Origin of the sequence: Luteolibacter luteus (assembly GCF_012913485.1) — a bacterium.
Lineage (GTDB): Bacteria > Verrucomicrobiota > Verrucomicrobiia > Verrucomicrobiales > Akkermansiaceae > Haloferula > Haloferula lutea.
Map to the genome: position 1 here is coordinate 3,898,826 of NZ_CP051774.1, position 12,793 is coordinate 3,911,618.

At 60.5% G+C, this 12,793-nt stretch carries 6 protein-coding genes; 4 read left to right on the forward strand and 2 right to left on the reverse strand.

Features of this window, described 5'->3' with window-relative positions; all coding sequences use genetic code 11:
• Positions 1 to 172: 172 nt before the first annotated feature.
• Complete coding sequence (locus HHL09_RS16095; protein WP_169455645.1) at positions 173 to 1,711, reverse strand: glycoside hydrolase; 1,539 nt, start codon at positions 1,709 to 1,711, stop codon at positions 173 to 175.
• Positions 1,712 to 2,045: 334 nt separating this feature from the next.
• Between HHL09_RS16095 and HHL09_RS16100 the strand changes: the two genes are divergently transcribed.
• From HHL09_RS16100 to HHL09_RS16110, 3 genes are all read left to right on the forward strand, one after another.
• Positions 2,046 to 3,647 (forward strand): sialidase family protein, encoded by a 1,602-nt coding sequence (locus HHL09_RS16100; protein WP_205760858.1) that lies wholly within the window; start codon positions 2,046 to 2,048, stop codon positions 3,645 to 3,647.
• A gap of 119 nt (positions 3,648 to 3,766) precedes the next feature.
• Positions 3,767 to 6,352, forward strand: coding sequence for a DUF7133 domain-containing protein (locus HHL09_RS16105; protein ID WP_169455646.1), 2,586 nt, complete (start codon positions 3,767 to 3,769; stop codon positions 6,350 to 6,352).
• Positions 6,349 to 7,269, forward strand: a complete 921-nt coding sequence (locus HHL09_RS16110; RefSeq protein WP_169455647.1) for a ThuA domain-containing protein — start codon at positions 6,349 to 6,351, stop codon at positions 7,267 to 7,269. Before HHL09_RS16105 ends, HHL09_RS16110 begins: the two co-directional genes overlap by 4 nt.
• A gap of 97 nt (positions 7,270 to 7,366) precedes the next feature.
• On the opposite strand, the gene HHL09_RS16115 is transcribed toward HHL09_RS16110, so the two are convergent.
• Positions 7,367 to 8,902, reverse strand: a complete 1,536-nt coding sequence (locus HHL09_RS16115; protein WP_169455648.1) for a YifB family Mg chelatase-like AAA ATPase — start codon at positions 8,900 to 8,902, stop codon at positions 7,367 to 7,369.
• Between the two features lie 235 nt (positions 8,903 to 9,137).
• Here HHL09_RS16115 and HHL09_RS16120 point away from each other — a divergent pair, with 235 nt between their 5' ends.
• The gene (locus HHL09_RS16120) at positions 9,138 to 12,782 is read left to right on the forward strand and encodes a FecR domain-containing protein (RefSeq protein WP_169455649.1); all 3,645 of its coding nucleotides are present in this window, start codon (positions 9,138 to 9,140) and stop codon (positions 12,780 to 12,782) included.
• Positions 12,783 to 12,793: the final 11 nt, after the last annotated feature.

Consider the following 12,793-nt stretch of genomic DNA (forward strand, 5'->3'; position numbering starts at 1 on the left):
CCACGCCCACTGTGACACATCGGTCATTATGCAACGCAATCCTGTCGCAGGTGCGCGGCCATACCATCTCCCGGTTTTCTCCGGGGCAGCCAACTTTGTCACATTTTACCACGGATTCGTGAGCGTGCCGCTAAAAGATGAGCGGCAAGGTATTTTGATCGTGCAGGTTTGATCACTGCCTCTCCGGTCGCGCTTCCAAGACGAAGGACCGGACCGACTTCTTTGGCAGCTTCTGATCAAGGAGCTTGCCGCTAAGGGGAAGCTTTTCGTGCAGTTCGTAACGCGAGCGCTCCCGAGGTTCGGTGAGCCAAGAGCTGGCGGTGGAGGCGGTGGAGGCGAAGCCGGAGAGGTCGATCTGGAACTCCCGTTCTTTCTCGCTGTCGTTCAGACAAATGATGGCCAGTTTCCCGCTGCGTTCGTCATAGGCCGCGATCACGGACTCTTCCTTCGTGGTCAGCATTATCGCGCCACGAGGGATGTGGCGGGTGTAGTGCGCGAGTACGAACCACTTCGGATTGATGCGTTGCATCCGCCCCTCCCGCATATCACCGGCGATGAGTCCCCAGCCCCCTCCGTCGACGGGCTGCCAGTAGGACCATGAGGTGGGACACAGTGCGGCGAGGTCGCGATGAAGATTGCGGGCCATGTTCAGTCCGGAGGGATCGCCATCGCCATACTCGGAGTTCCATAGTGGTTTGCCGCCCTCGAGGTGCACGAGTTTGTGGAGCTTCGCGCGATTGCCTTTTGCTTCCTGATAGCCGTGTACGTTGACCTGGCCGATGAGGGCGCGCGTCTTTTCATCGAGGCGCTCCCAAGTGCCGATCGCGTGGTCGTAGTAGGTTTCCTCGGAGGCTGCGATCGGGAGTTTCTGCAGACCGCGCTTGTCGAGTTCCTCGCGCAGGAGGGGCAGCGATCTTGCCTGGGCTTCTACGGAAAAGTGGCAGCCTTCCTGTTTGCAGTCGGCGAACCACCAGTCCGAGCGGGGCTCGTTGAAAGGGGATACGGTCGTGAAGTGGATGCCCCATTGGTCCGCGGCGCGCCGTGCGATGGTGGCGAGGTAGATCGCGTGATTGCGCTCATGCTCCGGAGCGAGGTTGTCATCGCTTGGCTTCGGGCCGCCGGATGGATTGCTGTTGCGGGTCATCCACCACATCGGCGAGTTCGAGAAGAGCTCGAAGTGGGTCGCACCCCGGTCCCGGGCCAGGGCAAGCATGTTCCGTTGCTTGGCATCGACCGACCAATCCCAGCTGTCGGATCCGGGATCACTGCTGCGGGCATCGAGCCAGAATCCTTCCATCTGGCGATAGCGGTGGATGATCTTCGAGACCGCCATCGAACGCCCGTTGACCTCGCGCCAACCACAGGCGCCGGCATTGTAGCGGACGATGTTCATTCCGAGTCCGGGCAGGAGCGTGTTGTTGATGCGGACTGCCTTGGTTGTGAAGAGGGCATCTGCCAGCTCCTTGTCATCGCCGAAGACCGCGGCCCACCATGCGAGGGATGTTCCCCAGCCTTCCCATGTGCCTTGCCGTGCTCCGGGATCGATGGCGACCCGCGTTGTTTCGATCTCCGCAGCCCTTGTGATCCGCCCGCTGAGGGTGAGAAAGACGATGAAGAGGAGGGTGCGGGAGCATCGCATGGCATCCATGCAACCGTGGAGCGCGGAGGAAGTCTTGTTGAAAACGCGAGGAGCTTCGAGGGATTCGGCCATGCTTCGATGGCAGTAGTCGGAACTGGCAGTAGAAAGCCATCACCGCGATCTGCGAAGCTTGGCGCCAACATGCACTGCATCTGCGGATCGAAGTTCCTGAGAATTCACCGGCTGAAATACCGGCCGGAAAGATTTCAACTGCCAATTTCTCACACTTGGGAACGACGCCTGTTATTTTCCCACTTTTAACAGGCGGAACAGGGCGGAAAAAAACAGAGGTCCCCGGAGCGGAACCAGGACCAAGAGCTCCTTGTCTGTCGGTATTGTGACCGGGCAAGGTTGTCGGGGCTGAAAGCACCGGCGGAAAGGTAGGCGTATCCGGCTCTTTCGATCCATGATCCGATCCCTTCATTTCCTGCGTCTGCTGGCCTTCCTTCCCGTCAGCCTCACGCTTTGTAGTGCCTTGGCTGCGTCGCCCCCGCCACCCGGGATCGTGATCCATCATTCGCATGCCTCCAGCGGGCTCTATATCGGGTCGCCTTCTCTGTGTGTGTTGCCAGACGGTACTTACCTGGCGAGCCACGATCTCTTCGGCCCGGCGAGCAAGGAACACGAGCTGGCGAAAGGCAGGCTGTATCGTTCCACGGATCGCGGAGCGAGTTGGAGCCATGTGCGGGACTTCGAGGGCTTCTTCTGGCAGGGCCTCTTCGTTCATCGGGATGCCGTTTATGTGCTCGGTACCGACAAGCATCACGGCCGGGTGGTGATTCGTCGCTCCGCAGATGGCGGGAAGACCTGGAGCGATCCCTTGACTACTGCGGATGGCGTACTTGCGGAGGGTCAGTGGCACACAGCACCGATGCCGGTGATCGAACATGACGGGCGGCTCTGGCGGGCAATTGAGGATGCGGAGGGCGGCACCAAGTGGGGCGAGCGTTATCGCGCACGCATGATGTCGGCGCCCGTGGATGCCGATCTTTTGGACTCGAAGAGCTGGACCTTTAGCAATCCCCTCCCGCGCGATCCATCATGGCTGGAAGGAGATTTCCGCGCGTGGCTGGAGGGCAATGCGGTGGCGGGCCCGGATGGCGGGATGCTGGATGTCCTGCGTGTGGACAATTCCAAGGTGCCGGAGAAAGCAGCGCTGGTGAGGATTTCGAAGGATGGCAGCACGGCCAGTTTCGACCCATCGGAAGGCTTCATCGATTTCCCCGGCGGCGCGAAGAAATTCACCATCCGCAAGGATCCGCAGGGTGACGGCTATTGGTCGCTTGCTACGATCATTCCGGAACGCCACGCGGATGCTTCGCTCGGCAGGCCAAGCGGCGTGCGGAATTCGCTGGCACTTGTCCACAGCGAGGACCTGCGGACATGGGAGACGCGGAGCTTGCTCCTCTATCATCCGGACGTCTCGAAGCACGGCTTCCAGTATGTCGACTGGCAGTTCGATGGCGATGACCTTGTCGCTGCCTGCCGCACCGCTTGGGACGATGAAGAAGGTGGAGCGCATAACAACCACGATGCGAATTTCCTGACCTTCCACCGCTGGGAAAAATTCCGCGAGCTGAGTCGCAAGGACGACGTGCCGATGCCAGAGCTCGCGGTGATGGTGCATGAAGCGTCGGGGCTTTCCATCAAAGGGACGGCCTTCGAGATCGGTACTCTTCGGGATGGCGAGAAAGCGTTCTCGAATCGTGGCTACGTATGGGATGATGTTCCCGAGGCGCTGGCCGGGAGTTCCTTCGTGCGTCTCGCCGGAGGGGAGAAGGGTCTGGTCGAAGTCATTGCCAAGGAGGCGACGATCCTGACGATTGCCACCATGCCTTCGGAACTGGCGGTGGATCTGAGCTCATGGGCCGAAACCGGAAAAGGGATCCGCTACAGCGACGCGAAGGAGACGGTTCTAAAGGTCTATACGAGGCAGGTGGGGAAGGGGGAATCGGTCAAGCTGCCGCGGGGAAATTGGAGCGGCAGCGTGCTGGTTTTCGGGCGGTGACGGAGAATGGTCAAGCGGGCTACGCTGTTCAAGTGAGCCGTGCCGCCCCGGCTCTCCCCCGCGAAACCCGGGGCGGGTGTCCCCGTTCTGAGGACTATGCCGTTTTTTGAAGTCGTGGAATGATCCGCCTTACTGCGCTCACGTCCTATACCCAAGCGATGAAACCCCAGATCCTTTTGCTTTCACTGGCGTCGGTCACGGCGATGCATGCCGAAGAAGTCCAGCCGGTCAAAGCTTTGACGCCCGAACAGGCGGCGAAGAGCTTCGAGCTGCCGCCAGGCTACCGCATGGACCTCGTCCTCAGCGAACCGGTGATCGAAGAGCCGGTGGTGACCGTGTTCGATGGCAATGGCCGGATGTTTGTCGCCGAGATGCGGACTTACATGCAGGACATCGATGGCAAGGATCAGCGGAAGCCGACCAGCCGGATCTCCATGCATACGGATGCCGACGGTGATGGAACCTACGAAAAGCACACCGTCTTCGTCGACAATCTGGTGCTGCCCCGGATGATCCTGCCGCTTGGCAAGGGGCAGATCGTAGTCAATGAGACCGATACCCTCGACCTCTACCTCTACACCGACACCAACGACGACGGCGTCTCCGACAAGAAGGAGCTCTGGTGGGAAGGCGGTCCGCGCGGGGGAAACCTTGAGCACCAGCCGAGCGGCTTGGTGTGGGCGATCGATAACGCGATTTACACGACCTATAACAGCTTCCGCCTGCGCTGGACGCCGAAGGGAATCAAGAAGGAGGAGACGAAGGCCAACGACGGCCAGTGGGGTCTGGGCCACGATGACCAGGGTAGCCTCTACTACGTCAATGCCGGCGGCGAGAAGGGCCCGCTGAGCTTCCAAGCTCCGGTCGTCTACGGGATGTTCAATCCCCAGGACCAGTTTGCGGATGGCTTCAAAACCCTCTACCCTGCGGTGGGGGCTCGGGATTTCCAAGGCGGCCTGGGCAAGGTGCGGGAGCCGGATGGAACGCTCAACAGTTTCAGTTCGGGAGCCGGTATCGATGTGTTCCGCGGGGACCAGCTTCCGAAGGAACTGCTCGGCGACGTGTTCTTCGGCGAGCCAGTGGGACGTTTGGTCCGCCGGTCGAAAGTCACCAATAACGGCGGGCTCAAGGTCTTGAGCAATCCTTATCAGGACCAGAAATCCGAGTTCCTCCGCTCTACGGACCTTTGTTTCCGTCCGGTCAACGTTAGCAATGCTCCCGATGGCACGCTCTACATCACGGACATGTACCGCGGTATCATCCAGGAGTCCGCTTGGGTGAATCCTGGCAGCTATCTCCGGAAGGTGGTGGAGCAGTATCAATTCGACAAGGTGATCGGTCACGGCCGCGTCTGGCGTCTGGTGCACAACACGACCCAGAAGGTGAAGCAGCCGCGGATGTATGAAGAAACGACGGCGCAACTTGCAGCCCATCTCGCGAGCCCGAACGGATGGTGGCGTGATACGGCCCAGCGCTTGATCGTGCTGCGCCAGGACAAGTCCGTGGTGCCGCTTCTGGAGCGCGTCGTTAAGCAGCATAAGAGCCCGCTGACCCGCTTGCATGCGCTGTGGACCTTGCAGGGTCTGGACGCTGCCACACCCGAGATCGTTCGTAGCGCGATGGCAGACGCCGATCCACAGGTCCGGGCCGGTGCCATCCGGGTGAGCGAGACGCTTTTCCGCCAAGGCGATGCTTCATTCCAGGTGGACATCGAAAAACTCGCCAAGGACGCGGATCCGAACGTGGCCCTGCAGGCCTGCATGAGCGCGAAGTATCTGGCATGGCCTGATTCCAAGAAAGTGATCTCGGACACGGTGCTGAGTTCTTCGGCCAAGGGGATCAAGGAGATCGGAGCTTACCTCATGCTCTCGCCGGGACAGCAGCTTGCCGAGTATTCGGACAGGGAACGTGCCGTCTTGAAGAAGGGTGAGGAGATCTACGCCACGCTTTGCGCCAGTTGCCACGGAGCGACGGGGATGGGGCTTCAAGTTGCCGGGTCGGAGCATATGCTGGCTCCTCCGCTCGGGGGATCGAAGACCATCAACGGTAATCCGAATGGCGGAATCTATGTGCTGCTGAAGGGAATGCAGGGCGACATCGATGGCAAGAAATACGAGGGGCTGATGATCCCCATGGACAGCAACGACGACGCGTGGATCGCTTCGGTCCTGAGCTACGTCCGCAACAATTTCGGTAATCACGGCAGCTTTGTGAATCCCTCCGACGTGGCCCAGGCCCGCAAGGATATCTCCAGCCGCACCCAGCCGTGGACCTATCAAGAACTCCATGACCAGTTGCCGCAGGTCATCCCGAGCAACAAACTGAAGGTCACTGCCAGCGCCAACGGCGGGGAAGCAAGACGGGCCATTGATGGAAGTGCCGAGTCCCGCTATTCGACCAACAAATTCATGGAGCCCGGAATGTGGTTCCAGATCGAGCTTGAGAAAGAGACGCCGGTGACCGGCCTGCAATTGGACACCCGTGCATCCGCCAACGACTATCCGCGCGGCTATGAAGTCACGGTCTCCAAGGATGGCAACGAATGGAGCCAGCCGATTGCGAAGGGAAATGGTAAGAACGCTCTAACCGAGATCCTCTTCGCCGCGACGCCTGCCAAATTCATCCGGATCAAACAGCTCGGAAACGCCCCGGGGAATTTCTGGTCGATCCACGAGCTTCAAGTCTTCGCCGATTCGAAAAAATGAGCCTCATCCCATCCATCATCGCAGCGTCCGCCCTTACCTTGGTTGGTGTAGGCGCGGCGATCTCCACCGGGCAGAAGAAAGTCACGGTGCTGATCGTTACCGGACAGAATAATCACGACTGGGTGCGCAGCACTCCGATCATCAAGGATCTGCTCGATGAAACCGGCCGCTTTGACGTAAGCGTCAGCACCACCCCGACGCAGGACGCGCCGGATGACGCTTGGAACGACTGGTCGCCGAAGTTCGAGAAGTACGATGTCGTGCTGAGCGACTACAACGGCAAGATGTGGCCCGAGCCGGTGAAAGCGGAATTTGTCCGCTATGTGAATGACGGCGGTCACGTGGTGCTCGTCCACGCGGCGAACAATGCGTTTACGGGGTGGAAGGAGTTCGAAAGAATGGCCGGCCTTCTGTGGCGTGATGCCAACTACGGCGACCGGCTTTATCTCGATGAGAACCTGAAGCAGGTCCGCCAGCCGAAAGGCCAGGGGCCTGGTGGCGGCCACGGTGCGGGGCATGCCTACACCATCGAAACCCGCGACGAAAAGAATCCGATCTTCAAGGATCTTCCGGAAGTCTGGATGCACGGGAGCGACGAGCTTTATCACGCCCAGCGTGGCCCGGCTGAAGATGTCCATGTTCTGGCCACCGCGTTTTCCTCCAAGGAAAGCGGCGGCACCGGCGTCCATGAACCGATGGTTTGGTGGATTCCTTATGGCAAAGGAAAGGTGATCACTTTGGTTCCCGGTCACCTTGGAACGAACGACAAGTATCCCACGACCTACGATTGCGTCGGCTTCCGTACCGTGTTGCAGCGGTCCGTGGAATGGGTGGCGACGGACGCGGTGACGATTCCTCGTCCAAAGACCTTCCCCGGAGCCGATAAGGTCAGCGTTGTTCCGAAACCGGCCGAGTAGAACGACAGCTTGCTGCGATTGTCCGCATCATCGGCTGGCTAGCTTTCCGGAAGCGTATCACCGGAGCTAGTCCAGCCGCGCAGGCAGGCCGTAGCCTCTAATTGAAAAGCTTCCGGTCGAGGCTGCGATATTGGATGGCCTCAAGCACGTCGTCCGGCCTGACGATGTCGCTTCCGCCGAGGTCCGCGATGGTGCGTGCCACTTTCAGAATGCGGTCGTGGGCCCGGGCGGAGAAGTTCATCTGCTCCATCGCATGCTCCATGTAGCCGGCCCCTGTACTGTCGAGCTTGCAATGGTCGCGGACTAGGCGCGGCGACATGACGGAGTTGGTAGCGCCTCCCTTGCCCTTGAAGCGGCGTTGCTGGATTGCGCGCGCCTCGCTGACCCGTTCCCGGATGACCGAGGAAGGAGTGCCGCCGGTGCTTTCGGAGGCGAGGTCCTTGTACTCGACCAAGGGGACATCCACGTGGAGATCGATGCGGTCCAACAACGGGCCACTAATGCGCTGCCGGTAGGACTCGATCTGGCGGCTACTACAGCGGCAGGCCCGGCGGAGGTCTCCGTAGAAACCACAAGGACAAGGATTCAGGGCGCAAACCAGGACGAAGCGAGCCGGGAAGGTAAGAGACCCCGCGGCGCGAGAGATGGTTACCGTCCCGTCTTCCAAGGGCTGGCGCATGACCTCCAGGGTGCTGCGGCGAAACTCGGGAAGTTCATCGAGGAAGAGGACCCCGTTGTGAGCGAGAGAGACTTCGCCGGGACCCGGATTGGTTCCGCCCCCGAGCAGGCCGGCGTCCGAGATCGTGTGGTGGGGAGAGCGGAAGGGACGCGTGGAAAGCATTGCGCGCTTCGGGTCGAGCATGCCGGTGATCGAGTGGATCTTGGTGGTCTCGATCGCTTCGTCTTCGCTCATGTCGGGCATGATGGTGGCCATGCGCTTCGCGAGCATGGACTTGCCGGTGCCGGGCGGGCCGACCATCAGGAGATTGTGATTTCCAGCCGCAGCGATCTCCAGTGCCCGCTTCACATGGTGCTGGCCTTTCACTTCGTCGAAGTCCACCTCGTAGCGGCGGTGTGCTTCGAAGAAGGCGCGGCGGTTCAGGGTAAAAGGTGCGATCTCTTCTTCCCCGCGTAGGAATTTCCAAGCCTGATAGAGCGAGCGGATGGCGAAGACCTGGATGCCTTCCACGATAGCGGCCTCCGCGGCGTTTGCTTCAGGCACGAGGACTCGCAAGCGCCCGCGAATTTTGGCCTCCAGCGCGATGGCGAGGACGCCTTTTACCGGACGCACTTCCCCATCGAGCGCGAGCTCACCCACGATGCAGCAGTCGTCAGCCGGGAGGATCACGTCTTCGCTCGCGGATGCCATGGCCAGCGCGATCGGTAGGTCAAAGGAAGGTCCTTCCTTCTTCAGATCGGCGGGCGCGAGGTTGACCGTCTTGATGCCCTCGGCCAATCGCAGGGCGGACACGCTAATAGCGGAGATGACTCGTTGGGACGATTCTCTCACCGCGGCATCCGGGAGGCCGACGATGATCACTTGCGGCTTCTCCGCGCCGCGGACGTTGACCTCGACTTCGACCTCTTGGGCATCGACGCCCCGGAGAGCCGCGGAAAAAAGACGGGTAATCATGCGAACACCTAAAGCCTGCGACAGCTGACCCCCAACTGGCAAGCGGGAATCGACTTTCAGCTTGTTTGCTAGACCGAAGATAGATATGTGCGCAGGCGTGGCGCAATTTCCCGGGTGCTGTGGAGTCCCGGCACCCCGTTTGCGTTGCTGCCCTCCTTTTCCTCTCGCTTTCCCCTTGTGGGTCTCTTGAGGCCTGCCTGCTGTTTGTCCCTGTCCCCTCCAGCCTCCCGACAGCATGAGATATCGTGTCGTTTTCCTATCGGCCTTCGGGGCCGCGGTGGGAACCGTGTGCGGCCAGAACGCACAGGTGCTCGAGATCGAGAATATCGTTCAAGCCTCCAAGGGGGCTCATGGAGCGTGGACGGCTGCGGCGAAGGATCAATCGCTGGCGGTTGGCGATCGCGTCCGGACGCGCCAGCGCAGCCGAGCGACCTTGAAGCTAACCGATCTTTATACGATGCGGTTGGAGCAGTTCACCACAGTGGAGATCGCGCCCGGTCTTTTTCAAGAGACCAAGCCGCGGCTGGATGTCGGTAGTGGTGCGGCCTTTATCTTCAGCCGTGAAAAGGGTGGGGAGATTGATATCAAAACCCCGGCGGCGAATGGTGCGATGCGTGGCACCCAGCTTTATGTCCATGTCGCGGCGAATGGGACCTCCCGTTTCCATGTGCTGGAAGGCGAGGTCGAACTTGCCAATCCCCAAGGCAAACTGGTGCTTGCTGCAGGGGAAGCGGGGGAGGCTGCGCCGGGTCTCGCGCCAAGGCGTACCGCGATGATCATGGCGAATAACCTGCTTCAGTGGGCGCTTTATTATCCGGCGGTGCTCGATCCGAGCGAACTCGGCATGACGGCAGGCGAGCAGCAGGCGGTGGCAAAATCGCTGGCTGCCTATCGCGAAGGTGATCTCCTTGCGGCCTTGGAGCGCTATCCCAGCCGGGAACCGCAAGGCAGCGGCGGCCGGCTTTACCAAGCTGCAGTTTTGCTGGCTGTAGGGCGTCTCGATGAAGCGGAGAGGTGCCTCAAAGGCGTGCCTGTGGATCATTCTGGCCGACGCGCCTTGGAGCGTATGATTTCGGCGGTGAAATTTCGGGAGGGGGAGCCTTGGCCGGACGATCGCCTCCAAACCACCGGTGAAGCGATGGCCGAGAGCTACTACCGCCAGTCACGCTCGGACCTGAAAGGGGCTCGCGATGCTGCGACCATCGCGACGCGGTTGGCTCCAGAGAACGGATATGCGTGGACGCGTCTCGCGGAACTCGAATTCTCCTTCGGTCGTACCAAGGAGTCACGTGCAGCGCTTGCTTCCGGCCTTCAATTCACGCCGAGCAATGCCCGGGCCCATGCCCTGCGCGGCTATGTGCTCAGTGCCGACAATGACATCGGGGAGGCGGAGAAAGCCTTTCAAGAAGCGGTGCGTCTGGACGGCGCACTGGGATCGGCATGGCTCGGCCTTGGCCTGACAAAAACGCGGCGTGGTGATCTTGCGGGTGGTCGGGCAGACATGCAAACCGCCTCGACGGTCGAGCCCACAGGTTCGATCTATCACAGCTATCTGGGAAAGGCGCTGAGCATGGAGGGGAGAAAGGAGGAGGCGCGCAAGGATCTCGATCTCGCTCGCTCGCTGGACCCGAGGGATCCCACGCCGTGGCTTTACTCGGCGCTGGAACTCCAGCAGCAGAACCGTCCGAACGAGGCGATCGATGATCTGAATCAATCGATCCTGCTTAATGACAACCGCAGGGTTTACCGTTCGCAGCTTTTGCTCGACCAAGACCGCGCGGTGCGCAGCGCGAACATGGCACGCATCTATCAGAACGCGGGGATGCAGGATGTAGCGGTGCGCGAGGCCACGCGTGCGGTGGAGAACGATTACACGAATGCCTCCGCCCATCTTTTTCTCGCGAACTCCTTCGATGCCCTGCGCGATCCGGATCGCATCACCTTGCGCTACGAGACGCCGTGGTTCAACGAACTGTTGCTGGCCTACCTGCTTGCGCCGGTAGGTGGCGGCCAGCTCTCCCAGTTTGTCTCGCAGCAGGAATTTTCCAAGATGCTGGAGTCAGACGGTCTGGGCGGGAGCCTTTTGAGTGAAATCCGTAGCGATGGCGAGACCCGCACCGTGGCTTCATTCTTCGGAACCGCGGGGGACTTCAGCTTCGGTCTTGATGCCGTCTATCGAGACAACAATGGCGGTGACCGTTTCAACAATGATGCTACGCGGAAGGAGATTTACGGCCAGCTGAAGTGGCAGCCGACGCCGGATGATATCTTCTATTTCCTCGGCAAGTGGCAGGATCAGGACGGCGGGGATAATTTCGATACCTATAGCAATCTTCCCGTGGAGCCCCACCTCGACTTCGAGGAAACTCAGGAGCCCGGGATGCTGCTGGGCGGCTGGAATCACCGCTGGGCTCCGGGCGTGCATACGCTTTTTCTTGGCGGTCATCTCAGTGCCGAGCAGGTGCTCGTCAATCCGTCCTCGACGCAGTTGCTGGTGCAGCGGGATGCCGACGGACTTCGGCCGGGCTTTATTGAGAACGTGAATGGCGTGGACCAGTTCACCGACCCGAACCTGCAGAATGCCGATCCGCCTGCGGTGGGGCTGGGGCCGGACGGGGAGTCGCTGATCTACTCGGGCGATCTGCTGCGAGCAATCCAGCCTTATCTCGGCAGGGGGGCAGTGCTGGATGTGAGCGGCGCACCCTTCGCGTTCTACTCGCGGCGGAATTTCGAAATCGATAGCGCCGAGATCCAGCAGATCTATCAGACCGACCGCAACCTCCTGATCGCCGGAGCCCGCTGGCAATCCGGCGAATTTGAGACCGACACGCGATTGGTGGCGCAGCGGCCGAACTTCAACGGTGGCTTCGAGACGCCCGCAGTCCAACAGCACTCGGTGGTGGATTTCGACCGCCTGAGTTTCTACGGCTACGACTACTGGCGCGTTCTGCCGAACCTGACCCTCATCGGTGGTGCCTCTTGGGATCACATCGAGCATCCGGACAACTTCCGCAATCCGCCCGTGAACAACCTGCAGCGGGACGACGAGGAGTTCTCCGGAAAATTCGGCTTTACCTACACGCCCACGCGCTGGGCCACTTTCCGCGGGATGTACGCGGGCGGGCTCGGTGGCGTCAGCTTCGATGAAAGCGTTCGCCTTGAACCGGTGCAACTCGCGGGTTTCAACCAAGCTTATCGCACCGTGATCTCCGAATCGATCACCGGGTCGGTGGAGGCTCCATACTATGACATCTGGGGGCTGAGCGCGGAGGGCAGCATCCCGACGCGAACTTACTGGGGCGCTTCGGTGAATGTGATTCAACAGGAGGTGGACCGAACCCGCGGGATCTTCACCGGTTACGATGCGGGGGTCTTTCCGTCCACACCCGCTTACTTTGCCGATAGCATGGCGGAGCATCTTGAATACGAGGAGCGCTCCCTGAGCCTCACGCTGAACCAGCTGATCGCGGACCAATTTTCAGTGGGTGCGGGTTTCCGGGTGACCCGTTCGGAGCTGGATGCCGCCCTGCCGGAATTGCCCGCATCGATCGCGCCATTCGCCCGCATGGAAGACCGGGCCACGCTTTACGAAGTGTTGCTGAGCGCGAACTGGAATTCGCCGACCGGTCTCTTTGCCCGCCTTGAAGCGAATTACTTTTCGCAGGACCTCGAAGACGCTCCCTCACGGCCCTATCGCTCCGGCGATGCCTTCTGGCAATTCAACGCGCTGGCCGGATACCGTTTCTATGACAACCAGTGTGAGATCAGTGCGGGCGTGCTAAACATTGGCGACACCGATTACCGACTGAGCGCGCTCAATCCGCGGCAGGAAATTGTACGGGATCGCACAGCAGTGGTCCGCTGCCGCTTCACCTTCTAAGAGCTGTGCGC